Consider the following 26268-nt stretch of genomic DNA (forward strand, 5'->3'; position numbering starts at 1 on the left):
TGGCGGTGGCTGATGAGCATACGCAGACGTACTTTGTATGTCATAGGCGGAATCATTACTCTTTTGTTAGTTGTGACGATATCATTTCGACTGTTATCAGGGTCAGAAGGCGGGAATACATTGAATAAGCAGCAGGAACAAGGAAATGCTCCAATAAACAATGCTGAATTGCCAATTGCAACGGAACCTGACTCGCAGCCAGAAATTAAGCAAGGAACACAAGTCAAGGTGGATCAGGTTGGCTATGGAACAGCGCATGCGAAGTTTGCCATCGTAGAGGGTGAGTTGCCAAGCGGAGCGGAATTCTCGTTAGTAGACAGCAATGGCAACACGATGTTTACGGGCAGCTTATCTGAGCCGCTTGCGGATGCAGCATCGCAAAAGACAATAAGAAGAGCGGATTTCTCCAGCTTCCAAACGGCTGGAGAATATAAACTGCTGGTCGCTGGGGCGGGCAGTTCTTATCCTTTTGTCATTGGAGATACTCCATATGATGATGCGCTCGCTACGCTGCTCAGATCTTATACATTGCAGCGTTCGGGCGTAACGATCGACGATCCAATTACGAAGTTGAAGCAGACAGCGGGACATTTACAAGATGCGCAAGCGGAGATCTTCTTTGATGATGGAGTATCGCATAAAGGTGATCTCATTGATGTATCCGGCGGTTGGTACGATGCTGGCGACTATGGAAAGTACATACCTCCTGCAGCTGTTACAGTTGCTCAGCTGCTGCTCGCCTATGACCTCAATCCAGAAGCATTTCCTGCGGGACAACTTAAGCTTCCTGAAGGGTTAAAGACTGCGAATTCCTCGCTTCCTGATATTTTGGAAGAGGTGCGTTATGAGCTGGAATGGATGCTGCGCATGCAGCGTGCAGACGGTGCGGTTTATCATAAAGTGAGCGGCTCCGCTTGGACTGGATTTGTTACGCCAGATACGGATACACAAACTCGTTATGTATATGGTTTGTCGACGTATGGCACCGCTCAATTTGCGGGTGCAACAGCGCTGGCGGCTCGAATATATAAACCCTTCGACGAGAAATTTTCTAATCGTTTGTTAGCTGCGGCTGAGAAAGCACAGAGCTACTTGAGCGCAAACGAAGCCGCTGTTTTCCGGCAGGATCCGATGCAGGATAACGGCTCTGGCGGATATGGCAAGCAAACCGATGCAGAAGAGAGGATGTGGGCACTTGCTGAGCTGTTTCGCACTACGGGAAATAGCAGCTATAGCGACGTGCTTACTAGTCGGTTTGATTATTTGTTGAAGAGCTCCCCACAGGCGGTCAACTGGGCGAATGCCCAGCTGCTTGGTCAATGGGCGTACTATCGTGCGGAGAAAGCGGATGAGCAGTGGAAGGAGCTTATTCGTACAGCAGTAATTGATCGAGCGAAGGAGCTTGTTGCAAGATCCGAAGCAGACGGCTATTTCAACCTATTGAACGCAGAGGAATACACGTGGGCATCGGTGAAATCCGGAGCTGCTTATGGCTGTATCCTTCTGATTGCAAACCTAATGAAGCCTGAAGAAGCTAGCTTCAGAGCTACTGCGCTTGAGCAGCTACATCATGTATTTGGCCGAAGTGCAACGGGGTTTAGTTATGTGACGGGAATAGGCAGTCAATTCCCGCTGGAGCCTCATCACCGCATTAATGCAGCTACTGGAGTATTGATTCCAGGCTTAGTCGTTGGAGGTCCGAATCGTTACGGCGGAGATCCTGATATGGATGCGGTCAAGGATAGGCTCGCACCTGCCATGGCTTATTTGGATGTAAGAGGTTCTTATTCGAGCAATGAATACGCGATTGATTATAATGCTCCTGTCATTTTATTGGCCTCTTTTTTCGCTAAGGAGTAATTCAATAGGAGAACAAAAAAAGGAACTTCCTGCAAGGTCTGTATAGACCATGCGAGGCAGTTCCTTTTGTGTAGCTTATAGATATACGGCTTTACCGGTTTTGGATGATTCATAAATCGCTTCAAGAATTTGAGAAACGACAAAAGCTTGCTCTGGTGTAACAACAGGCTCAGTGTCCTCTTCAATAGCTTTCAGCCACATTCTCATTTCGAGATCAGCATCGCTTTCTGTTTTGCCATCGTAGAAAGCAACTCCGCCTGCATTCAGATCAACCTTTGTTGCAAATAGACGGCTATGCTTCTCGCCATTAATGCGAAGGCCATCCTTCATGTCCGCGCCGCCTTCAGTACCAGACAACGTACATTTTGCTTCGTCAACTTCAAGTGTATTAAGTGCCCAGCTGGATTCAAGCACGATTGTAGCGCCGTTTTCCATAACGATCATACCAAATGCGGAATCCTCAACCGTGAACTTCGCAGGATCCCAAGGGCCCCATGCATTAGCAGCGTTCTCACGTTGCGAAAGCTTGTGGTAAGAAGTACCAAGCACTACTTTTGGCTTGTAGTTGTCAAGCATCCAAAGCGTCAAATCAAGTGCGTGAGTACCGATATCGATAAGCGGTCCGCCGCCTTGTTTTTCTTCGTCAAGGAAAACGCCCCAAGTTGGAACTGCACGGCGACGAACAGCATGCGCTTTCGCGTAGTAGATGTCACCAAGCTCACCAGCTTCACACAATTTTTTCAAGTGTTGGCTGTCTGGACGGAAACGGTTGTTGTAGCCAACAGTAAGTTTCTTGCCAGTGCGGCGAGCAGCGTCAACCATACGTTGTGCATCGTGAGCTGTTTTGGCCATAGGCTTTTCAGTCATAACATGTTTGCCAGCTTCAAGCGCAGCAATGGCAATGTTCGCATGTGAATCGTTTGGCGTACATACGTGAACAACTTCAATGGAAGAATCGTTCAACAGCTCCGTGTAATCCGTGTATACTTTCGCGTCTTCTGCGCCGTATTGAGCAGCTGCGTCAATCGCACGTTGTTCAACGATATCGCAAAATGCAACGATTTCAACGTTTTTAAGTTTCTTCAAGCTAGGTAGATGTTTACCGTTTGCAATTCCGCCACAGCCAATAATAGCAAGTTTGTATACTTTAGACATGTTATAAAGCCTCCTAGTAGTATAATGATTTTTTTTATTGAGAAACGGTTTGACGAGCATTTCTGCGATATTCGGAAGGAGTGACGCCGAATTTCTTGCGAAATACAGCGTGTAAATAGTTGCCGCCGGCAAAGCCGGATAACTTAGCTATTTTCTCCACCGAATGCGAACTCTCGAGCAGCTCACGGCATACGACAGCTAGCCGAATGTCTTCAAGAATACGGCTGAATGTATGTCCGTGATGGAGCTCCTTGAATAATCGCTGAATTTGCCGAGAGCTTAAATTAAGCTTGTCCGCAACGTCCTCAAGCGTGATGAAGCCGTCATAGTTGGCGTAAATATACTCCAAGGCGAGTCGATAACGATAAGCCTTCATATCCCGCGTTGGAAAATGCTTCTGTTCACTTGCTGTTTCATAAGCGCGAACCGCTCGCATTAAAATCTGGATAACTGTCTGCTTAATGGTAGTATAGCTGCCGACAAAATTATCGTTGCAAGCTTGATATGCTTCAAGAAAGCGAGGCATCGCTTGATGAAGATCCATTGTTGGATACAATGGAAGTGCCTTGAGCTTCTCGATACAATTTCGCGCTTCAGCAGCTTCCCAGTCGTCATAGGAATGAACATCCTCGCCGTTATTCTGCTCGGTGCGATCAATGATATCGACATGCAGACAAAGCTCATCCATCGCTTCAAGCGGGTCTGCTTCTTGATAATGCATGATCTCAGGTCCAGTTAAATATAGCATGCCAGGTTTTAACGCATACTCCTGGTCGCTAATAATGACCTTTCCTTTGCCCTGCGGTATGAAGTGAAATTCATATTCCGCGTGCTTATGAAATCCAATCATTCTGCCGGGAGGAAATTGCGTCAGATGGAAGCGCAGTACATGGATGTCGTAGGGTCCCCATCTGATGCACAGCTCCAGGCGTTCAAGCGCATCCTGGCGTTCATGCATGACCTCATACGGAAAGTTAGGCATGCCGATCACTCCTTGGAGTCGTTCAAATTATGTGTGTAGTATTACTCGCTCAGCTCATCGATGCGGATTGCACGGTGCTCATTAGCAGAACGGTTTGAAGCTTCCATCAGCTTTGTTAAGTCAATGGCAAGGCTTACATTTTCGTCAGCGGACGTGTTTTTCTCGATGTGCTGTACCCATTGGTCAAATGCACTTTCTCTGTTCGGCGGAATTACTTGTGCCGTCCATTGCTCAGATGATTGTGCTCCTGGTGTAGAAGTGCGAAGCAGCAGCTGGCTCTCAGGATTGCCATACAATAGCGTTCCTTCAGTTCCATGCACCTCAAGCGTAAATGGTGAATGATTGTTAACGAAGCCGGCCTCTACGATTCCGATTGCTCCAGATGGCGCGTTCAATATCGCAACAGCGTTATCTTCTACTTCTTTGCCAGTCACATAACCAAAGTGAGCAGAAACCTCTTTTGGCATTTCATTCAAGAAAAGTCTAGTCAAATACATTGGGTGACAGCCCAAATCGATTAAAGCGCCGCCGCCGCATTGCTCTAGGTTGTAGAAGTGTTCAGGCAGCCAGTTCGCTGTTGCTCCGTTATGTGAGAGACGAGCACGAACGAGTGTGATTTTTCCAAGTACGCCTTGTGACAAAATATCGCGAATCGCCAGTGTATAGCCGTCATTTAGACGAGGAAGCGATACAGTTAATTTTACATTATTTTTAGCTACTTCATCTAGTATAACATTTACTTCTTTAAGAGTTGGGGCAATAACTTTCTCTGTGAAAATATGCTTGCCGGCTTTAGCCGCTGCTACGATAACCTCTTGGTGTCTGAAAGTTGGAGCGTCAACAATAACGGCGTCAATATCATCGCGACTCAACATTTCATTAAGATCGGAATGAAAAGTAACGCCAAGCTTCTCGGCAGCTGCTTGACCGCGTTCTGCGATTTCGTCCCATACAGCAACGATTTCCGTACCAGGGTGCTCCTGAGCTTGTTTCGTATAATCCCATGCGTGTACATGCCAATAACTGATTTTACCAATTCGAATCATAGGTTCATCTCTCCCTGGGCATCTATTAGCGAATTTGCATTGCATATATAAATTTATGACAACAGCTATAATTTAACACAGTTTTATGCTTATTTTTAGTGTAATTTAATGACCATATTTGTATGAAATTACGACAAAAATTTGTTTCACTTAAATTCTCTTACCTATATTGCTTCCGATATTGACGCGGGGATAGGCGGGTTATCTTTTTAAAGGTTTTACCGAAGTGGGAGAAGTTATCAAAGCCAACCGCAGCGGCAATATCGGTAATGCTCCTATCGGACTCGCGAAGCAGACGCTGGGCATCCTTCATGCGGGTCAGAATGATGTAATCGGAGAAGGTAAAACCTGTAAGCTCCTTGAACATGCGGCTTAAATAATAGGGACTGATGAAAAAATGTTTTGCGACCTCGTCAAGCCGCAGCGTCTCCCCAAAGTGAGTGTTAATGTAGCAGATAACCTCTGAAATTTTGGCATGCATGGGAGTAGCATGATGCAGAGGCACTGGCTCATGCTGCTGAATATGTCTAGCGGCAGTCAGCAGAAGCTCCGTTACAGCAAACGCAGGAAACAGCTCGAAGCCAGCGGGCTGCTGTCTGATCTCTGAGAGCGTTCTGCTCATTAATTGTGCTGTCGCCAGCTGCTCTTGCATTGGCATACGAATAATATGGGATTGCTGTTCAAATGGCGTCAATAAGAAGCTGGCATGGGCTCCTGCCAATTTGCTCAACATGGCATCATCAAAGTGTATGATAATTCGTTCATGAGCGGCATCGCCGGATTGCATCGTTTTGTGCAGCTCATGCTTCGAAATAAAGACGAGGTCGCCTTGCTCAACGGAATAGGAACGGTCACGTATAAAATAAATCCGCTGCCCTGACAGCATATAGTAAATTTCATAATAGTCGTGGTAGTGATTGTATTCCATCGTGTAGGGTGCTGTCCGCTTCGTATACTCAATGTATAGGTCGGATATAGAGCCAAAGCTGTAGATGTCGGGCTGAATGCTCATTAGGGATGTACTCCTTTTGATTTTATCGCAAAATAAGCGGTGTTTGATCGAAATAGAGCAGGATATGCAGAGAATTATATCACTATCATGCAGTAATATGAAGGTAATTGGAATCGAGGAGGAATAATGAGTATGGCAAAAAAACGGTATGTATTGGTAGGCAGCGGCGGCAGGGCAGAATTTTTCTACGGTGCTCTTGCAACCGATTTCAGAGAAACGTCGCAGCTGCTCGCTTTTTGTGATATTAACCAAACTCGGATGGACTATGCGAATCGCATATTAGTTGATAAATATAACCATGAGGCTGTAAAAACGTACAAGTCAAATGAATTTGAACAAATGATTGAGCAGGAGAAGCCGGATGCGGTCATCGTTACGAGCATGGATCGGACGCATCATACGTACATTATTCGTGCGCTGGAGCTTGGCTGTGATGTTGTAACCGAGAAGCCCATGACGGTGGATGAGAAAAAATGCCAGCAAATTTTGGATGCGGTTGAACGGACGGGGCGCAATGTGCGTGTAACGTTCAACTATCGGTATGCGCCGCATCATACGAAGGCTAGAGAGCTGATTGCTAATGGTACAATCGGCAAAGTAACCTCCGTTCACTTCGAGTGGCTGCTGAATACGCAGCATGGCGCAGATTATTTCCGCAGATGGCATCGCAACAAGCAGAACAGCGGCGGTTTGCTGGTGCACAAATCGACGCATCACTTTGATCTCGTGAACTTCTGGATCGGCTCGCAGCCGGAGTCGGTATTTGCCTTTGGTGATCTCTTGTTCTATGGTCGCGAAAATGCAGAGCAGCGCGGGGAGACGCAATTTTATGAGCGCGCAACGGGAAATCCACTGGCTGAAAATGATCCATTTGCGCTGCATTTGGACAAAAATGATCATTTGAAAGCGATGTATTTGGACGCGGAGCATGAGGACGGCTACCGCCGCGATCAAAGCGTGTTCGGTGACGGCATTAATATTGAAGATACGATGGGCGTGCTTGTCCGCTACAAAAACAATGCGATCTTAACCTACTCCTTAAACGCATATTTGCCATGGGAAGGCTACCGCATTGCATTTAATGGAACAAAGGGACGCATCGAGATGAATATCGTGGAACAATCGTATGTGAATTCCGGCGGCGAGAAATCCGATGAGGGCGCGCTGAAAGAGCAGTCGATTAAAGTATTTCCAATGTTTGCTGCTCCTTACGAGGTTGAGGTAGAGGAAGGCGTTGGCGGTCATGGCGGCGGCGATCCGGTATTGCTGAACGATCTATTTGGAACGCCTGTAGAGGACCCATTCCATAGGGCGGCGAATCATATTGATGGAGCAAGATCGATTCTAACAGGCATTGCAGCAAACCGTTCAATCCAGACGGGACTCGCAGTACAAATTGATGAGCTTGTGAAATTTCATAATTAGGTTGCGGAGGAGGAAGCTGGAATGAGGCCATTTATGGACGATCATTTTTTGTTGTCAAACGAAACGGCGATTAAGCTGTATCATGATTTTGCAAAGGACATGCCGATCATTGATTACCATTGCCATTTGAGTCCGCAGCAAATTTTTGAGAATAAAAGCTTTGAGAACATTACGGAGGCATGGCTGTACGGTGACCACTACAAGTGGCGGGCAATGCGTGCGAATGGAGTAGAGGAGCGTTTTGTAACAGGCGGCGAGGGAGTAACCGATTACGAGCGCTTTGAAGCATGGGCCAAAACAGTTCCACAAACGATCGGCAATCCGCTGTACCAATGGTCGCATTTGGAGCTTCGTCGTTATTTTGGCATTTATGAGCTTATTAATGAGAAAAATGCGCCGTCCATATGGGAACAGGTTAACGCGAAGCTCGCGACAGGCCAATTTAAAGCGCGTGATTTGGTCAACATGTCCAAGGTTGAGGTCATCTGCACGACAGATGATCCTGTTGATTCGCTGGAGTATCATATCGCGATCAAAGCTTTAGATGATTTTAACGTACAGGTGCTGCCTTCCTTCAGGCCTGACAAAGCGCTGGAAATCAATCGTCCTACTTTTCTAGAATGGGTTGGCAAGCTTGAAGAGGCGGCTGCAACGACGATCGACAGCTATGACGCGCTGCTTGATGCGCTTGAGGCAAGAGTAAAGTTTTTCGCTGAGGTGGGCTGCAAAGTATCTGACCATGCGCTGGACTACGTTGCGTATGCAGAGACAACGAAGGCTGATGCTGCCGCTATTTTTGCCAAAGCTTTGAACAAGGAAACGGTCTCCCTAGAAGAAGAGAAGCAATACAAAACGTTCACGCTGCTCTTCTTGGGACGTTTGTATGCCGAGCGCGGCTGGGCGATGCAGTTCCATATCAATGCGGCTAGAAACAACAGCTCGCGCATGTTTGGCAAGCTCGGACCGGATACGGGTTTTGATTCGATCAATGATAGCGACGTAGCTTACCCGCTAACGAGGCTGCTTGATGCGCTGGATATGGACGACGCGCTTCCGAAAACAATCGTGTATTCGCTAAATGCCAAGGACAATGATGTACTGGGATCCATTATTGGAAGCTTCCAAGGGGGCGGGGTGCCTGGGAAAATTCAACTTGGCTCTGCATGGTGGTTCAACGATACAAAAAATGGTATGCTTGATCAAATGAATACGCATGCCAATCAAGGACTGCTTAGCCGCTTTGTTGGCATGCTGACCGATTCTCGCAGCTTCCTCTCGTACACCAGACATGAATATTTCCGGCGTTTGCTCTGCAATTTGCTAGGTGAATGGGTCGAGAATGGCGAGGCGCCGGAAGATATGGAGCTGCTGGGGCAAATGGTTCAAAATATTTCTTATCGCAACGCTAAAGCTTACTTCGGCTTCTAGCGTGCTTGAAACGTTCTACAATTCCGCTAGCTCAGCGGGGGCTGTGGGACGTTTTTTTGTATCCAAGCGATAAGCAGCCATCAAAAATTTGAGCATCTGCGGTCCGGCTATATTCGCGGCAATTCCGAATAGCTCGGAATGCACTGCTTTTCGGCATAGCAAATAAAATGCCGCGCCGCCGATGAGCTCAAAGGCAATGAACTCCTTCCATTTCCAGGCGGGAACAATGTATATTTCAAATTCTTCTTTTTTGGCAGCTCGTGTACGCAAAATGGGAGCCCTCCTGCTAATTAGGCGCATTACAACCGTAACTAGATTATGCGGAGCAGCTTATCCATCATTCGCAATGATTTCAATAAGTATAATAGGAGTGATTGTATTGAAGAAAACAGCCTTCGTAACCGGAGCAGATCGAGGAGTAGGCTTGGCCCTCGTGAAATGCTTGCTTGAGCTGGAATATGACGTTTTTGCTGGACAATATGCGGACTATGTACCGCAGCTTGATGAGTTAAAAGAAGCACATGCAGATCGGCTGCAGGTGCTGCAGCTGGACATATCAAGTGATGAGAGTGTGGCGAGGGCGTTCGCGGCAACAGCTGCAAGGACGGATCAGCTGGACCTATTAATCAATAACGGAGCGATATTGGGAGATATTACAGCAACGGTGCTGGATCCGCTTCATTACGCGGAGATGCTTGATGTTTTTAATGTGAATACTATAGGCAGCTTGCGGATGAGTCAGACCTTTATGCCGCTCCTGCTCAAGGGAGAATCAAAGTTTCTGCTCAATATTTCGTCGGAGGCGGGCAGCATAAGTGATTGCTACCGGGACAGCTGGTATGCGTATTGTATGTCAAAGGCAGCGCTGAACATGCAATCCAAGCTGATCCATAATGGCATTAAGCAGCTGGGAGGCCGTGTACTGGTTGTGCACCCAGGTTGGGTGCAGACGTATATGCAGGGCAAGTTAGATGCTGCAGCAACGCTTACGCCTGAGCAATCGGCGTCCTCTATTCTAAAGCTAGTTGAAGCCCGCATAAGCTTGGATGCTGCGGCAGCAGATTGTGAATACGTGGATTATGCAGGCAATGTGCTGAATTGGTAGAAGCTAGAGACGCGGATTCGATTGTGCAGCTGAGGCTAGCGCAAGAGCTCACTTCAATAAACCAGCCGATTCAGCATTCGCTGGATCAGCTGGCTCGTTACGAATGAGTCATTATTTAGCAGCAAGCAGTTGACGGAAAGAGCGGCGCAGGATGAATATCATGAGATCGATATCCTTCTGCGTTACAATTAATGGAGGAACGAGGCGAATGGTAGATGAATTCAGTGCATTGATAAGCAGTCCCTCACGCATACAAATCGCAGCAAGCTCATCAGCGGTGTTCTCAGGTACGTCAAATGCGAGCAGAAGTCCTTTGCCGCGAATATTCGCAATCGGAAATTCGTGAGAAAGATCACGAAGGCTGCCTTCTAGAAATTGGCCTTGTACCTTAGCGTTGTTTGCCAAGTTTTGCTCCAGCAGTTCCTGAAGCACGGCATTACCTGCGGCCATGGCAAGCGGGGCTCCTGTGTAGGTTCCACCTTGATCTCCCGGCTCAAATAAATCATATTTACTTTTTGTCAGCATTGCCGCTAACGGAAAGCCAGCACCAATGCCTTTGCCTAAGGTGATGACATCAGGCATAATACCGTAATGCTCATAAGCGAACAGCTTGCCTGTTCTGCCCATCCCCGTCTGTATTTCATCAAATATTAACAGCATGCCGTACATATCGCATATTTTACGCAATCCGAACAAATACGCTTCATCTACGGAATGAACGCCGCCTTCCCCTTGCACGAGCTCGACCATAATTGCACAGGTGTTGTTCGTAACCGCAGCAAAGCAAGCATCAAGGTCATTAATAGGTACATGTTTAAAGCCCTCGACCTTTGGAGCGTATAGATCCTTCCACTTTGCTTTCCCAGTTGCAGACATCATAGCTAGCGAGCGTCCGTGGAAGCTGTTCGTTAACGTAATAATCTCATATGCTCCATTCAAATTAACAGAGCCATGTTTTCTTGCCAGCTTAATTGCACTTTCATTCGCCTCAGCACCGCTGCTTACAAAAAAAGCTTTATCCATACCGCTGACGCTGGTCAGCATCTCGGCGAATTCAATCATTGGTTTATTATAGTAACCGGGGCTTGCATGAACAAGCGTTGAAGCCTGACGTGACAATGCCTCCTGCAATACAGCAGGGGAATGCCCCAAGCTTGCAACCGCCCAGCCGCCGACAAAATCCAAGTAACGATTTCCATCCGTATCCCACAAAAACATACCCTTGCCTTTTTCCATCACGACGCTGGGACGGTGCGCCGTAAAAAGAACCGATTTCTCCGCCGTTTCTAATAATGCCTTTGTTGCTGACTTTTCCATCTGAATCATTTACGAGCCTCCCGGTTATTCATTGTATTGCATAAATATACAACATTAAGAATAAAGATTCAACCACTTTGCTTGAATTTTCTTAAAGACAAAAGAATGTTGAGAAGAGGACAACAAAAACGCAAACAAAGAGGAGAGATCACGATGTGGAATGGTGATTCTTATTTAACGAAGCTATATGACGAAGCCATTGCTCGGCATCAACAGCTTCGAACTCTGCAGCTCCGAAATGAACGCAGGCCGAAGCTGAAATCAGCGCTGCGAGAGTTGGTAGGCCAGTTCGAGCCTAATCCCGCACATATACCGAAGGTGCTTGAGCGCGTTCAATGCGATGGATATGTTCGCGAACGCGTGGAGCTGTCGGCTACGCCAGAGCTGACCTTTGCTGCGTATGTGCTTATTCCGATTGATGTGCAGGGGCCGCAGCCGAGTGTGCTGGCACTGCATGGTCATGGTTATGGGAGCAGGCAAATTGTTGGTTTGCGGCAGGATGGATCACAAGATGATGAAAATCCGGGCAGCCATCAGCATTTTGCCGTTCAGCTCGTGAAACGGGGCATGGTCGTGATCGCACCAGACGTCATCGGCTTCGGCGAGCGCAGGCTCCATGCCGATCTTGCGCTTAATCCAGATACGCCAAGCTCGTGCTACCGGCTGTCAACGCAGCTGATGATGCTTGGCAAGACATTGACCGGCCTGCGCGTATCAGAAGCGTTAAAAGCATTTCATTATTTGTCTACGCGCAAAGAGGTGGATGCTGATCGGATTGGCCTCATGGGTTTTTCCGGCGGAGGTTTAATTGGGTTTGTGACGGCTGTGCTGGAAGCGCGCATAAATGCAACGGTATTGACTGGCTTCGCGAGCACAGTTAAAGACAGCATCTTTGCTGTTCATCATTGCATTGATAATTACACGCCAAGTTTACTCGTTCACGCGGAGCTGCCGGAATTGATCGGATTAATTGCTCCGCGTCCATTATTTCTTGAATCTGGAGAAAATGATCCGATTTTTCCGCTGGCAGGCTTTCGGAAGGCGGAAGCAGAGATTCAGGCCATTTATGAGGCGGACGGAGCTGGTGACAGGCTTTTAACGGACGTATTTCCGGGCAAGCATGAAATAAGCGGCCGACTGGCTTACGATTGGTTGAAGCAAACGTTATCGCCTTAAATTACGTCGTATATTGCTTGCGAAATTTCGTAGGCGGCAGCCCGATTTGCTGCGTAAAGCAATTGGAGAAGTATGGAACATTTTCAAATCCAACATATTGCGCGATTTCTGCGATCGGCCATTCTGTTTTGAGCAGCAGCAGCTTGGCTTGCTCAAGCCGATATTTGGATAAATAGTCGATAGGTGTCATGCCATACACCTGCTTCATGCAGCGGGTAATGTAGTTATAGTGAAAATTGAGAGCTTCAGCCATCGTTTTGCTTGAAATTTCAAATCGATAATTATTTTTTATATAAGCCTCTGCTTTCTCAGCTAGAGTGACAATGGGGCTTGTATAGCTGTCATTTTGCCGCAGATCCATCATGCGCAGCAGCTCCTCGAATGTCTGCTGCTGCGTCCAGAATGCACTCGACTGACGCTCTCCTCCAGCTTTGTTCAGCGTACGCATTAAGCGAAACGCTTGCTCTGGATAGGGGAGCGTCCATGCTTTCTGCAGGTGAAGGGAGTAAGGAGAAGTTAAGAAACGATTGTAATGCTCTTCTTGGTTAATGCCTGAGTGATCGAGCTCCGTTTGCTGCCATTCCCCCACCGCTTGAAAATGAACCCAGTAAAAGCGTGTTTTTTCCTCGGAAGGTTTTACGGAATAGTGATAGCGGTCAGGCAGCAGAAGCAAGGTTTGCCCGTCTGTTAATTGCCATTTCCGCTCATCCTCGCCTATAAATAAGCAGCCACGTTCTACGATAAGAAGATCAAATACGCCTAGCTGCTTCCGGCTCGGATGCTGATCGCCCCGTTCGTGATTCGTAACGCCGCTCTCTAAGTAATAGGGAAGCGGAGGGGCTGCAAAATAAATATGCTCTGATGCTGCTATCATAATCAATTACACTCCCTGCTTGTGTGAAATTTTATAAGTATTTAGTTATTTTCGTTTGTATTTAAGTTTTATTTTAACCCATAAAATAGAGATCAGCAGTATGAAAGTTATTCATATCGGAAGAGGGGTTTTAATAAATGGAGCAAATCGCAAGCAGGGACCATGCTAAACCCGTATCACTTAAGCAGATCAATATTCAAGATTCATTTTGGAATTATTATATTAATCTAGTTAGGGATGTTGTTGTACCCTATCAATGGGATGCTATAAATGATCAAGTAGAGGGAGCCGAACGAAGCGGAGCGGTTCGTAATTTTAAAATTGCGGCAGGTTTAGAAAAAGGGGATTTTTACGGCTTCGTATTTCAAGATACCGATGTAGCCAAATGGCTGGAGGCGGTCGCTTATTTGCTTGAGACAAAGCCAGATGCTGGTCTAGAGCAAATTGCTGACGAAATGATCGACATTATTGAAAAGGCGCAGCAGCCTGACGGTTATTTGAATACCTTCTATACGATTAAAGAGCCGGGCAAGAAGTGGACAAACTTGACGGAGTGCCATGAGCTTTATACCGCAGGCCATATGATCGAGGCTGGAGTAGCTTACTATAAAGCAAGAGGCAAGAAGAAGCTGCTTGATATTGTGTGCCGCATTGCAGATGATATTGCTGTCGTGTTTGGTGATGGACCTGGGCAAATTGCAGGCTATGACGGCCATCAAGAGATTGAGCTGGCGCTTGTGAAATTATATGAGACAACGGGTGATCGCAAATATTTGGAGCTAAGCAGCTACTTTATTGATAAGCGCGGCCAGCAGCCCAGCTTCTTCGAAGCAGAGGCTGACCGCAGGGGCAGAACTTCGCATTGGAGCAATAATAAAATTCATATCGAAGCGGATTATTTCCAAGCGCATTTGCCAGTACGTGAACAGGAAGCGGCGACTGGTCATGCGGTACGTGTCGTTTATATGCTTGCGGGTATGGCGGACGTTGCACGCGAAACGGGCGACGAGTCTTTGCTTGAGGCATGCCGCAGATTGTGGGACAACATAGCCTCCAAGCAGATGTACATTACTGGCGGTATTGGATCAATGGCGCAGGACGAAGCTTTTTCATTCGATTACGATCTGCCAAATGATACGGTATATTCAGAAACCTGCGCATCAATCGGCCTCATTTTCTTCGCTCATCGCATGCTTCAGCTCGAGCCTAACAGCCGCTATGCGGATGTCATGGAACGTGCTTTGTACAATACTGTTATTGCAGGCATGTCGCGCGACGGCAGACATTTCTTCTACGTGAATCCGCTGGAGGTAACGCCTGATGTATGTGAAGGAAGAAACAAAAACTTTAACCATGTGAAGCCTGTCCGCCAAGAGTGGTTCGGCTGTGCATGCTGTCCGCCTAATATTGCTCGCTTGCTTGCCTCGCTTGGCGAATATTTGTATTCCACAAAAGGTAATACCATTTATTCGCATTTGTATATCGGCGGGGAAATGGAGCTTTCATTAGGTGATACAAAAATCAAGCTTCATCAGCAATCAAATATGCCTTGGGCAGGCTCAGCACGCTTTGAGGTGACACTCGGCGAGCCGGCAGTATTCACTTTGGCGCTGCGTATACCAGACTGGTCTTCCAATGCAGCGATACTCATAAACGGAGAAGCCTATTCCATTACGAATCAAATCGTGGACGGCTATGCGCGAATTGATCGGGAGTGGAAGTCCGGCGACGTTGTGGAGCTTGCACTCGATATGCCTATATTACGAGTAAGAAGCCATCCGCTAGTGAAGCAAAATGCTGGAAAGGTAGCGCTGCAGCGCGGGCCGCTCGTCTATTGCCTAGAGGAAGCGGACAACGGGAAGCAGCTTCAGCAGCTGCTTCTGCCGCAGGATGCCAAGCTAGAGGAAACGTTTGAACAAAGTCTGATTGGCGGCATCCAAGTGATTAAGGCGCAGGCGCTGAAGCTTCAATTCGAGGATTGGGGCACTCAGCTTTACCGCACCAACGCAGATGCAGCTCTTGAGCAGACGGATGTTACGTTTATTCCCTATTACGCATGGGCGAATCGCGGCAAAGGCGAGATGGCGGTATGGGTGAAGGAACGTATATAGACAACTTGGAATTCCAGCATTTTTGAACGGAAAATAAGAACATAACTTGTCATTGCTAACCGAAAATTATTCGGGAGTAATCGCTTATCGCTCCCTGAAAAAACTCGATAGCTTACGAAACAGCGGACGCTTATGACATGAACAACACGAAGATTACCCATGAAGTCATCAGACAAGCTGGGGTCGATTATATCAAATGGATTCTGTACAACACGAAAGTGCCGGACTACGACATCCGTCTGGCGTACATGTCGACTCCGACCAAAGACAGCTACAAGGCCAAAGGTCTAGACAAGAAGATCGAGGAAGTAAACGCGAAAGCGAAAGAGCAAGGCATTGAATAAGATTAGATAGCGAGAAGGCCATTCACGTTGGGGAGACCCGACTTGATGGCCTTTTTTCTGCTCCGTAAATTTTCCATACCGCCATCTGTAGATTGTCCTGTTCACTCAACACTCCTTATTTGTTACATTAGTAGAAGCAATATAGAATGCGCTTACTTTTTCGCGCGGCAAGGGGGCGGCATGTTCGGATCGTTAAGATATCAGACTAGTATATTTTTGACATTGTCCATCTTCCTGTTCTCCGTGATTACGATCGTTAACGTCATTCATTATTTCCGTAATGAATCGTTGATCGAAAACGATATGGCGCAAAACAAGCAGCAGACGACGATCAAGCTTCAGGAGCAAGTCGACGACATGCTGGAGGAAATGGACAAGCTTTCAATCTCCGTCAATGCATCAGACTCGATTTTGGGTGTGCTGAAGGGGATCGCGTCCAATTCCGAGGAGAACTACTTCACCGCACACCCGGAAATTAGTGCGGAAGTGCGCAATACACTGCTATCCTTCACGTCGCTGCAGCCGCTCAAAGGACGAATTAGCATCGTCAGTCGCTTCGGCGATTATTTGGGATTAAGCAATAAGATGGACAATGTGAAAGCCGACAAATTCCAAGTTCGCGCCATGCCTATGTTTCGAGAATACTTGAACATGGACGATTATAAACGGTTTTTACCGCCCCATCCTGATCCATGGTCCGAATCGGGAGATAAGGTCGTCTCGATCGTACGTCCGCTTAGGGATAACTACAATGTGTACGGATACGTGGAGGTCAGCTATTCGGTAAAAGAGCTGGAAAACCTCTTTTTCTTCCGCAACGACCTGTCCTTCGGCAACGTGCTTATTCTCGGTCCCGACCGCAGCGAATTGTTCAGCAGCTTAAGTCCGGACATTGCCGGCAATATTGAGGAGAACGACCGCTTGAAGATGCTGCTGGATGAAGAATTCGGGCATTTTCAGATGCAGTTTTCCGGGACAAACGAGATGTTGTTTTATTCGAAGCTGACGGAGGTGGATTGGACTGTGCTGCTGATCGAGGACGTATCCGTTTACCGCAGGCCTATCGCGTATTTGCGCCATAGTTCCGTTACGATTTTTTTGGCGGTGATGGCCGTATTGTTGCTGGCGCTCTATCTCTATACCAGCCGCGTGACAAGACCGCTAAGTAGACTGAAGGATTCTCTGGCTAATGTCGATCTTGCGAAGCTGGAGCTGCTCCCCTCAAAGCTGAGAACCCGCAACGAAATTACACTGCTCGGCTTGGCGTTTCAGGGCTTGCTCGACGAGCTGAAGCGGACGATGCGCCAAGAGGAGGTGGCCAAGCAACGAGAGATGGTCGCGCAGATGAACGCGCTGCAAGCGCAGGTCAACCCTCACTTCCTCCATAATACGCTGACGGTAATCGCGGCCAATGGCAGAAGCTCGGGCAATCCGAAGGTGGTGGAAATGTGCATTGCGCTTTCGGATATGCTTCGCTACACGATGAAGTTCGACCGAAAGGATTCCACCGTCGGGGCGGAGATGGAACATGTGGAGCAATATTTAACGTTGATGCGGAGCAAGTACGAAGGATTTCTGGAGATCGAAATGAACATCGATCAGGCGATCGGTCCCGTTTCCATTCCGCGATTATCTTTGCAGCCTCTCGTCGAAAACGCATTCCAGCACGGATTCGCGGGAATCGAACCGCCATGGAAGCTTGCCGTGTCGGGTACGGTCGGCGAAAGCACGTGGACCGTCTCTATCGCCGATAATGGAATCGGCTTGTCGCCGGAGCTGCTGGAGAGAGTACGACAGCAAATCGGGCGACTCCGAGACGACCCCGGAGCGGAAACGGATCGTCTTGCTGAAGTGGCAGAAGCGGATGGCGGCTTGTCGATACGCGAGGGCAATGGCATCGGCCTGGCGAATGTGGTTGCCCGACTACACTTATTTTATGGCGAGGCCGTCGAGGTTCGGGTGGATCAATCTCCGGCCGGCGGCACGGTATTTACGATAACGGGGAGGCGATAAGGCATGAACCGAATTATGCTCATTGAAGACGAACCGCCCATCCTTCAAATGATTAAGGGAATGATCGAGTCTTCTCCCCAAGGCTTTGCCGTATCGCATACGGCGTTCAACGGTGCGAAAGCGCTAAAGCTGCTGGAGGACGGAGCGAAGCCGGACTTGATCGTGACAGATATCCGGATGCCGGTTATGGACGGGCTTCAATTGATGAGGGTGCTGTCCGGTAGAGGGTACGAGATCCCTTGCATCATCTTGTCCGGATACAGCGACTTTAACTACGCCCGCGAAGCCCTGCAGCAAAACGCATGGGATTATTTGCTTAAGCCGCTGAAAGAAGACCATCTGGAGCAAGCGCTGGCCAAAGCTTCCGTCATGCTTCGCAAGCGCAAATCTAAAGCGGAACGAGCCTATATAAAGCGGGCATTGCAGCTCTCTGATGACTTTGGAGAGGAACCCGCTAATCCGGGGTATCTGCATTATCAGCTGCTGCTTATAAGGAGAGGACCCTACCGGACAGGCGCTTGGGAAGATCGGCTGCCTTCGCCAGGCGACTTCTATAGCCAATGGGATGATGACGCCATGGAGGCGGAGATAAGCCCCGAATGGAAAGCGGATCCCGTATGGTGGATGAGCGGTTGGGCGTCGAATGAGAGAGTCATGGTTCGCGCCTTAATGGGCCCCAAATCGGGAAACGTTCACCGGGAGGCTGCGGAATCCATGCTGGCTGCATGGACATCCCGTGCGAAAGCGGATGAAGGGGTTGTTAATATGGCCGTCTCCGAGCCTGTTGCCGAGGAGAATCTCGCGGTTACGCTTCGTAAGCTCAGGGAAGCATTGGCCCGTGAGACGAGATTCGGCGAAGCGCGTGTATGGATGCAAGGCGATATGCGGCGTCCTAGCTTCGTCTTGTCGTCTGAGCTGGATCAAGCCTGCCGCAGTCTGACTCATTCGGCCTACTATGAATCGTTCGAGAAGGCTATGCAAGGATGGGTCAGAGAGTGGCGTAAAGAAGGCTACGGGCAGCCCGAGGTGGAGAGCTTATTCGCAGCGATCGTCCGTTCCTTCCATGCACATTGGCCGAAGGAAATCGCTTCGACAATGGCCGCTTTTGATGCGAACGAGCTTTTATCCGTCTGCCGAACACTGGATGAAGCGGTAAAACAGTTCTGCGGATATATGAAGGAGGGATATGCGGCTTTGGCTAAGAGCCGCCCGGACCGTTCGGCAAAAGACTTGATGGAAAGCGTCCGGCGTTACTTGGACGAACACTTCATGGAGCCGATCGGAAGCGACAAGCTTCAGCAAGTGTTCGGCTATAACAAAACGTATATCTCAAACGTGTTCAGCGACGTAGTCGGCATGCCGCCTGGAAAATATTTGGCGAAGCTCCGCATTGACAAAGCGATCGCGCTCATCCATGATCGGCCGGAGCTGTCGCTCCGCCAGATCGCGGAGCTCGTCGGTTACGAAGACAGTCTGTACTTCAGCAAAGTATTTAAAAACGCGACGGGGATCAGCCCTAGGGAATACAAGGATAGGAGGGCGAAGGATGGGCAGAACGGGGGCTTGTAACGGGCAGTTCATCCGTACGAGTGTTATACTGATGCTCGTCTTCGCTGCACTCCTCTTCGGATGCAGCACAGGAAATAATGAGACGGAGGTCGCACTGGGCAAGTCGCAGGCGATTACGCTAACGCTGATGGGCAACCAGGATTGGACGGTCAAGCCGATTCTGAAGCGGGCTATCGCGCTCTACGAGGAGCAGACCGGCAACCGGATCGAGCTGCAGGCTCTTCCGATCGATACAGTCGATACATTAATCAGTAAGAGGGTCGCGATTGGCGAAATTACGGACCTGGTCATGCACTTCGGAGGGGCTGCGCTCAGCGACTTGCATCCGGAGCGTAACTTCGTCGATATGAGCGGTGAGGACTGGGTGGCAGACCTAACCGAAGAGGTGAAGCCGCGCCTGTCGAAGGACGGCAAGCTGTACGGCTTGCCCCTATGGATGGCCTCCACCAGTGGGACTTTATATAATAAACGCATATTTGAAAAGCTGGGCTTGCGGGTTGCTGAGACGCAGGAGGAATTTTTTTCCTTATGCAAGAGGCTGTTTGAGGCAGGCATCGTTCCGGTCTATTTGGCTAGCAAAGACGTATGGCCGCTAATGCCTCAATTCGGCATGGATTATGCAGCCAAACGAACGCCGGGTTTGGTGGAAGCACTGAATTCGAACCAAGTGAATTTGGCCGACGTGCCGGCTGTCCAGGAAGTCGTAGATTGGTACAAGACGATGTATGATCATGGGTATTTCGGTAGCGATTCGGCCAGCAACAACTGGGACGGCTTGCCGACCGCGCTGCATAGCGGCGATTACGCTATGGTCATGTCATGGGACGATTATTTGTATTCCGATCTGGACGAGAAATATCCCGGTTTGGCAGGCGATTTTGGGATAATGCCCCTCTTCGTAGGCGGCAAGGACGCCAAGCTGTACGAAGGACCGAATGCAGCCATGCTTATGGTCAACAAAAACGGCAGCCATGCCGAGGAGGCGATGCAGTTCATCCGTTTCCTTGCACAGCCCTCCGTGCTGAATGACATTTACCGCGATCTGAAGACGGGAACGTATTTCTACAGCGTGACGACGAATCAGCCAACCCCTCAATATGTGGAGAACAAGGAGCAGATCGATCGTCACACTTCTCCCTCCGTCACTCCGTTTATCGTAGGCTACAGCCAGTATGAGATGGCCAAGTGGGTCCGGCAAGCGATGACAGGCGCCATTACGACCCGGGAGGCGCTCACCGGTATGGACAATTACCGCAAGCAAGCCGCGATTGATCGCGGCATCCCCGAGTTCCAATATCCCCGCTAAAACGATGTAAGATTTCCATATCGACTCATGTGGAATGTCCATAGGTGCCCCCTTCGGCGCATGTTATGCTTGTTTTGCAAGCGCTTTATACATGCTCGAAGGGGGTTTATTCATGAAGAAACCAGTCAACAAAGCTTATTCGTTGCTAAGCGTGCTCCTCGTATTTGCCATGACGCTGGCCGCGTGCGGCACATCGAACGGGGACGGCGAGCCAAATGCCAGTACACCGGCTGAAAGCGACAAGCCGTCCGCGACGGTGAGCGGCGAGGAGTCTGTCACCTTGAAATTTTGGACGTGGCATCCGTCCGCGGATCTCTACAAGCCGGTTATCGAGAAATTCGAAGAAACGCATCCGGGCATTAAAGTCGAGCTTACGGTAATGGAGAGCAAAGACTTCCAGACGAAGATGCCGATGGCGCTCAGCACGCAGGAAGACCTGGATGTCGTAGGCGTTCAGACCGGGGCGATGCCGAAGCAAATCCAGGCGGATCTGCTGCCGCTGGAGGAGCTGCTGTCCGAAGCGCGGCCAGATTGGCAATCGGTCATTAACGAGAACAGCGTCGCGCAAGCGAAGTCCCAAGCGGACAGCCTGAAGTTCTTACCGATGGCTTCTGTCGGCTCTATGGTTATGTATTACAACAAAGACATTTTGAATGAGCTTGGTCTGCCGGCACCGCAAACCTACGCGGAGTTGAAGGACGTATCCGATAAGCTTCGCGAGACGAAGAGCGACAAGTTGTCCGTAGCCGTCGGCGGCAAGGACGCATGGATTTTGGATGAGCTCGTCTGGACGATCGCCGGTCAGCAATCCGACCTGTTCAACCAGTGGCGATACAACGGAAAGAAGCTGGACGGACCCGAGTTTACGCAGGCAGTTGCTAGCTTCCAGAAAATTTTCGTTGACGGCATCATAAGCAAAGACGACGTACTCGATATGGACTATACGTCTTCCCGTACCGCCTTTACTTCCGGCCAAGCGGCGTTTTTTATCCAAGGCACTTGGGAGGCGAACCTGCTGCTGGAGAGCTTCCGCAAGTCCAACCAAGTGGACGTGGGCGACGTAGGAGTCCTGCCTATTCCGGCCATCGAAGCAAACGGCAAACCGTCGATCCGATCCTTCATCGATCTCGGCATCGGCATACCGGCGCATTCCAAACATCCGAAGGAAGCGATGCAGCTGATCGACTTCCTCGTATTCGGCGAAGGCAACGACATGCTCGCCTCGACGTTCGCCTTCTCGACCAACAAGACGGGCTTCGCGCCGGATGCTTCTCTTCTAACGACACCGACGGCGCAGCAATCCTATAAGACGTTAACCGATCTGCTCAGCTTCCCGACGGCCGACCGGAACAACAATTCCCCGTTCTCCGATGTCGCGGGCCAACAGCTTCAGAAGCTGCTCATAAGCAGCCAGACACCTGAAGAGACGGCCAAAGCGATTGAAAAAGAATTTCAGACGGGCAAATACCCGAACGAATGATAGCCCGGTAGGAGCGGCATGTCGCTGCTCCTGTCCTGCTAAGGAGGGAGTGTGCATCTTATGAAAATCACAGGCAGGGAACATGTAGTCGGGTTTATGTTTATCGCTCCGCTGCTGCTTTTGTTTTCCGTTTTTTTGGTTTATGGATTTTATTTTATCGTGCATGCCAGCTTCTACGACCAGACGCTGTCGTTCAGGGATGCGACGTTCGTGGGCTGGGACAACTATGTCACCGCATTGTCGGACAACCGATTTTTGCGCTCTATTGTCAACAATTTGGCTTATTCGGCGGCCGCCATTCTCATCAGCTTGTCGGTCGGATTTTTGGTATCCGTCGTTTTGAATATGGGGATCAGAGGCTCTAAGCTGCTGGGATCGCTGTTTTTTATCCCGTCTTTCATGCCGCTGGCTCTGATCGCGATGGTATTCTCCATCATGCTGGAGTTTCGCTTTGGCACGCTGAATCAGCTGCTGCACGGCATCGGTCTCGATTTCCTTGCCCAACGGTGGTTAAGCGATCCGACGCTCGCTTACATGTCCATCATCTCCATCTCTGTGTTTCTAATCGGGCTACCCATGATGTACTATAACGCAGATATGACGACGATTAATGCCGGCATACTCGAAGCGGCCGTTATCGATGGAGCGGGACTTGGACGTATGCTGTGGAGCGTTATGTTTCCGCTGCTCAAGAACGCCCATAAAACGATAATATTGTCTACGCTGCTCGGGAGCTTCCGTGAATTCGAAAGGGTGTTCCTGCTAACGCAAGGCGGTCCGGCGGGCACAACGGAGAATTCGAGCGTCTATATCTATTCCTTTGCCCGGTCCGCCGGGGCGAATATCGGTTACGTCTGCGCGGCATCCGTCATCGTGCTCCTTATCGCTTTGGGGATATCCGTCATCCAGCTTATCGCTTATCGTCCTCGGACGGGAAAGGGGGGACGGGCATGAATTTCGCTATCGCAAACCGCAAGCAGAAGAGAATCATTAGCTTATTTTTGTATGTTTTCGCTCTTGTTTGGCTGTTTCCGTTTTATACCGCTATCCGCAATTCGCTGAAAGTGAACGGGTTTCAGAATTACGTCGATTTGTTCACCAGCGATTTGAACGGCATTTCGCTTATAGGCACGTTCTGGAACTCGGCGCTTATTGCTAGCGGCTCGACATTTCTGCTGCTGTCGATAGGCGCGCTTGCTGCCTTCGCCTTCTCCAAGCTTCGATTTTTCGCGAAGGAAGCCATTTATGTATCGGTTCTACTATGTCTGGCCGTACCTGGCGTCGTCATTTTGATTCCATTTTATTATATTTTGAAAAACTTGGATCTCTACAATACGCTTTGGGCAGTCATCTTCTCGGAAGCGGTTCTTACGCTGCCGTTCGCCGTCCTGATGCTGCGGAACTACTACGACAATCTGCCGCCCGAGCTGATGGAGTCGGCTTCGATCGACGGTGCTTCCAAGCTGCAGGCGTTCATACACATTTATTTGCCGCTATCCATCCCTGCGCTAATTAATCTCGGGGTGCTTTCGATCATGTGGTCGTTCCAAGATTTTCTACTGCCGCTTATGTTCCTGACGGATAAGTCCGTGCTGACGGCTACGGTTGCCGTCAATACGCTAAAAGGCTTGTTCGGCTTTTCTCCCGCCGACCTGGGGAAATTCAACGCGGCGCTAGTTGTGCTGGGGATGCCGGGTGTCGTCATCTTTACGTTTGCGCGCAAGTTCATCACAAGTGGAATTACTTCTGGAGCAGTCAAAGATTAGGCAAATGCTAGCGAAGCCAAAGCGTTTAGGAGGATGGAACAATGCGACAGGAAGAACAGACGCAGGTCAATTATTACGTTAGCCTGCATGGGGACGACCGCGCTCCGGGAACGGAGAGAGAGCCGTTCGCCACCTTGGACCGGGCAAGAAGGGAACTTAGAAGTACGGGAACCGCGGGGGTGCGCTCGGCAACGGTATGGCTGCGGGAAGGCACACATTACGTGGGCGTGACGTTCGCGCTGACGGCGGAGGATTCCGGGACGGAAGAAGCTCCGATTCGCTACCGGGCCTACCCTGGCGAGCGTCCCGTCATTAGCGGAGGCATGCGGCTTCACGGGAAATGGGAGCCGTACCGGGACGGCATCTGGGTATGCGAAATCCCGGAGTGGCGAGGCGTCTCGAAGGAGAGCTTGTTCACCGAGCTGTACGTGAACGGCGCGAGGCAGATACGGGCACGCTATCCGAATACCTTAAATGGCGAACCTGCTTATTTGCGTCCTCTCCATGAACCGGCCACGTGGCCTCATGCCGAATTCGCCTTCGACCCCGCCACATTTACCGGCAAGGATTGGGCTCATCCGGAAGATGCGGTCGTACACATCTTCGGCAAAAACAGATGGGGCAACCTGCAATGGCGCGTGAAAAAAGTCGACCGTGAAGCGGGCTTCATACGTCTCGGCGACGGCGGCAATCAGATTAACGACATTATGCAAGGGGCCGATGGCACCGGCATCGACGAGCGTTCCGATTATTACATCGAGAACGTGTTCGAGGAGCTGGATGCGCCGGGCGAATGGTATGCGGACCGGGAATGTGGACATCTCTATTATTATCCGCCTGTCGGCCTCGATCTCCGTGCTGCCGTCGTGGAAGTGCCGGTCTTGGATGGTATCGTCTTATGCAGGGGAACGCAACGGAATCCCGTTCGGCATGTATCGTTTATCGGACTAGCCTTCAGGCATGCGGCACCGACTTACCTTCAAACTTACGAGGCGCCATCGCTTGGAGACTGGACGATCCATCGAGGAGGAGCCGTCTTACTGGAAGGGGCGGAGCATTGCGAAATCGCGTATTGCCGCTTCGACGCCGTGGGTGGAAATGCCGTGTTCATGAGCCTGTACAACCGGGGGAACCGGGTACATGGCTGCTGGATGCATGACATCGGAGAAAGCGGCATTTGTCTGGTCGGCTCGAAGCCGCTCACGCTCGGTAGCCAGCATGCTTACCCTGCCGAAATTACGGTCAGCAACAACAAAATCCACGATATCGGCGTATACGGGAAGCAGACAGCCGGCGTGTTCATCTCGGTCAGCCGGGACAATATCGTCAGCCATAACGAAATATTCCGGCTGCCGCGAGCTGCTATCTGCATAAACGACGGCACTTGGGGCGGGCACGTCATTGAGTTTAACGATATCTACGACACGGTTAGGGAGACTGGGGATCACGGCCCCTTCAATTCATGGGGACGAGACCGATTCTGGTGCATGTCCCAATCCCACGGACCAGCGTCGCATGGCGCCGGGGATGTTTGTCTGGATGCCAGGAAGCCGGTCGTCATCCGCAACAATCGGTTCCGCGATCGCAAAGGATGGGGCATCGACCTGGATGACGGCTCTTCCAATTACGTCGTGCGGGAAAACTTGTGCATCGGCGTATCGATTAAACTGCGGGAAGGCGATCACCGAACGGTCGAAAACAATATTTTCGTGAACGGGGCCAATCCTCCCGGCATCCATATCGGATACGAGGGGAACAGCGACCGGTTCATCCGGAACATCGTCGTCGCGGACAGCGAATGGGACAACCCCGAGGTCGACATCGATTTCCAGAAAGGCGTGTCCAAAGGCGTATTGTATGAGTTCATCGGCCCTCCCGTTCATGGCGCGTGGGTGCGGGAACTGGATGGCAATGTATTCTACAACGATGTGGGACGGTTTCTTGCTAGAGTTCATTACCGTCCGTTAGGGAGCCGGACCGAGACGTACGAATGGTCCGATTGGCAAGCGATGGGTTGGGACGTCCATTCCGTATTTGGCGCCCCGTTGTTCATCGATCCCGAGGGAGGCGATTATCGCGTTAGACCGGATTCCCCCGCGTTGGCGCTTGGATTCCGCAACTTTCCGATGGATCAATTCGGCTTGGAAGATGACTTCCCTGACTTTGGCTGACTCGGATACTTAGGAGAGGAAGATGCGGACATCCGTTCCGATAACGAGGGTATTTTGTAAGATCGAACCCGTATTTCATTGGAATAACGGAATGGATGTCCGCTGAAGGTGGTGACGAGGCCATATTT

Annotated in this window: 21 protein-coding genes; 14 read left to right on the forward strand and 7 right to left on the reverse strand. The window is 49.8% G+C overall.

The genetic code is table 11. From position 1 onward, the window contains the following. Positions 1–12: 12 nt before the first annotated feature. Positions 13–1860 (forward strand): glycoside hydrolase family 9 protein, encoded by a 1848-nt coding sequence (locus MHH56_RS07955; RefSeq protein ID WP_339207602.1) that lies wholly within the window; start codon positions 13–15, stop codon positions 1858–1860. Positions 1861–1935: 75 nt separating this feature from the next. On the opposite strand, the gene MHH56_RS07960 is transcribed toward MHH56_RS07955, so the two are convergent. From MHH56_RS07960 to MHH56_RS07975, 4 genes are all read right to left on the reverse strand, one after another. After that, on the reverse strand, positions 1936–3015 hold the full coding sequence (locus MHH56_RS07960; protein ID WP_339207603.1) for a Gfo/Idh/MocA family oxidoreductase: 1080 nt from the start codon (positions 3013–3015) through the stop codon (positions 1936–1938). Between the two features lie 34 nt (positions 3016–3049). Further along, the gene (locus tag MHH56_RS07965; protein WP_076267964.1) at positions 3050–3997 is read right to left on the reverse strand and encodes an AraC family transcriptional regulator; all 948 of its coding nucleotides are present in this window, start codon (positions 3995–3997) and stop codon (positions 3050–3052) included. 41 nt (positions 3998–4038) lie between these two features. Next, positions 4039–5043 (reverse strand): Gfo/Idh/MocA family oxidoreductase, encoded by a 1005-nt coding sequence (locus tag MHH56_RS07970; protein WP_339207604.1) that lies wholly within the window; start codon positions 5041–5043, stop codon positions 4039–4041. 160 nt (positions 5044–5203) lie between these two features. After that, on the reverse strand, positions 5204–6055 hold the full coding sequence (locus tag MHH56_RS07975) for an AraC family transcriptional regulator (RefSeq protein WP_339207605.1): 852 nt from the start codon (positions 6053–6055) through the stop codon (positions 5204–5206). A gap of 132 nt (positions 6056–6187) precedes the next feature. Here MHH56_RS07975 and MHH56_RS07980 point away from each other — a divergent pair, with 132 nt between their 5' ends. After that, positions 6188–7480: a Gfo/Idh/MocA family oxidoreductase gene (locus tag MHH56_RS07980; RefSeq protein WP_339207606.1), complete on the forward strand. Its 1293-nt coding sequence runs from the start codon at positions 6188–6190 to the stop codon at positions 7478–7480. Between the two features lie 21 nt (positions 7481–7501). Next, the gene (uxaC, locus tag MHH56_RS07985; protein ID WP_339207607.1) at positions 7502–8908 is read left to right on the forward strand and encodes a glucuronate isomerase; all 1407 of its coding nucleotides are present in this window, start codon (positions 7502–7504) and stop codon (positions 8906–8908) included. Between the two features lie 15 nt (positions 8909–8923). Here uxaC and MHH56_RS07990 read toward each other — a convergent pair whose 3' ends face one another. After that, complete coding sequence (locus tag MHH56_RS07990) at positions 8924–9178, reverse strand: hypothetical protein (protein WP_339207608.1); 255 nt, start codon at positions 9176–9178, stop codon at positions 8924–8926. A 100-nt stretch (positions 9179–9278) separates the two neighbouring features. Here MHH56_RS07990 and MHH56_RS07995 point away from each other — a divergent pair, with 100 nt between their 5' ends. Beyond that, complete coding sequence (locus MHH56_RS07995; RefSeq protein WP_339207609.1) at positions 9279–10013, forward strand: SDR family NAD(P)-dependent oxidoreductase; 735 nt, start codon at positions 9279–9281, stop codon at positions 10011–10013. A gap of 111 nt (positions 10014–10124) precedes the next feature. Here MHH56_RS07995 and MHH56_RS08000 read toward each other — a convergent pair whose 3' ends face one another. Next, complete coding sequence (locus MHH56_RS08000) at positions 10125–11339, reverse strand: acetylornithine/succinylornithine family transaminase (RefSeq protein ID WP_339207610.1); 1215 nt, start codon at positions 11337–11339, stop codon at positions 10125–10127. A gap of 144 nt (positions 11340–11483) precedes the next feature. Between MHH56_RS08000 and MHH56_RS08005 the strand changes: the two genes are divergently transcribed. Continuing rightward, entirely contained in the window at positions 11484–12506 is a 1023-nt protein-coding gene (locus MHH56_RS08005) for an alpha/beta hydrolase family protein (protein ID WP_339207611.1), read from the forward strand. Between the two features lies 1 nt (position 12507). Here the strand turns inward: MHH56_RS08005 and MHH56_RS08010 are convergent, their stop codons facing one another. Further along, positions 12508–13380, reverse strand: a complete 873-nt coding sequence (locus MHH56_RS08010; RefSeq protein ID WP_339207612.1) for an AraC family transcriptional regulator — start codon at positions 13378–13380, stop codon at positions 12508–12510. A 137-nt stretch (positions 13381–13517) separates the two neighbouring features. On the opposite strand from MHH56_RS08010, the gene MHH56_RS08015 reads away from it, so the two are divergent. The 9 genes from MHH56_RS08015 to MHH56_RS08055 all read left to right on the forward strand — a co-directional run bounded on the left by MHH56_RS08015 (position 13518) and on the right by MHH56_RS08055 (position 26140). Further along, positions 13518–15491, forward strand: a complete 1974-nt coding sequence (locus tag MHH56_RS08015; RefSeq protein ID WP_339207613.1) for a beta-L-arabinofuranosidase domain-containing protein — start codon at positions 13518–13520, stop codon at positions 15489–15491. Positions 15492–15628: 137 nt separating this feature from the next. After that, positions 15629–15835, forward strand: a complete 207-nt coding sequence (locus tag MHH56_RS08020) for a hypothetical protein (protein ID WP_339207614.1) — start codon at positions 15629–15631, stop codon at positions 15833–15835. A 180-nt stretch (positions 15836–16015) separates the two neighbouring features. Then, positions 16016–17848, forward strand: coding sequence for a histidine kinase (locus MHH56_RS08025; RefSeq protein WP_339207615.1), 1833 nt, complete (start codon positions 16016–16018; stop codon positions 17846–17848). Positions 17849–17851: 3 nt separating this feature from the next. Beyond that, positions 17852–19417, forward strand: coding sequence for a response regulator (locus MHH56_RS08030; protein WP_339207616.1), 1566 nt, complete (start codon positions 17852–17854; stop codon positions 19415–19417). Then, positions 19395–20723: an ABC transporter substrate-binding protein gene (locus tag MHH56_RS08035; protein ID WP_339207617.1), complete on the forward strand. Its 1329-nt coding sequence runs from the start codon at positions 19395–19397 to the stop codon at positions 20721–20723. Before MHH56_RS08030 ends, MHH56_RS08035 begins: the two co-directional genes overlap by 23 nt. A gap of 112 nt (positions 20724–20835) precedes the next feature. After that, entirely contained in the window at positions 20836–22203 is a 1368-nt protein-coding gene (locus MHH56_RS08040) for an extracellular solute-binding protein (protein WP_339207618.1), read from the forward strand. 60 nt (positions 22204–22263) lie between these two features. Next, positions 22264–23157: a sugar ABC transporter permease gene (locus MHH56_RS08045; protein WP_054028439.1), complete on the forward strand. Its 894-nt coding sequence runs from the start codon at positions 22264–22266 to the stop codon at positions 23155–23157. Continuing rightward, entirely contained in the window at positions 23154–23969 is an 816-nt protein-coding gene (locus MHH56_RS08050) for a carbohydrate ABC transporter permease (protein ID WP_339207619.1), read from the forward strand. Before MHH56_RS08045 ends, MHH56_RS08050 begins: the two co-directional genes overlap by 4 nt. A gap of 41 nt (positions 23970–24010) precedes the next feature. Next, the gene (locus MHH56_RS08055) at positions 24011–26140 is read left to right on the forward strand and encodes a right-handed parallel beta-helix repeat-containing protein (RefSeq protein WP_339207620.1); all 2130 of its coding nucleotides are present in this window, start codon (positions 24011–24013) and stop codon (positions 26138–26140) included. Positions 26141–26268: the final 128 nt, after the last annotated feature.

Source organism: Paenibacillus sp. FSL K6-3182 (genome assembly GCF_037976325.1).
Classification (GTDB): domain Bacteria; phylum Bacillota; class Bacilli; order Paenibacillales; family Paenibacillaceae; genus Pristimantibacillus.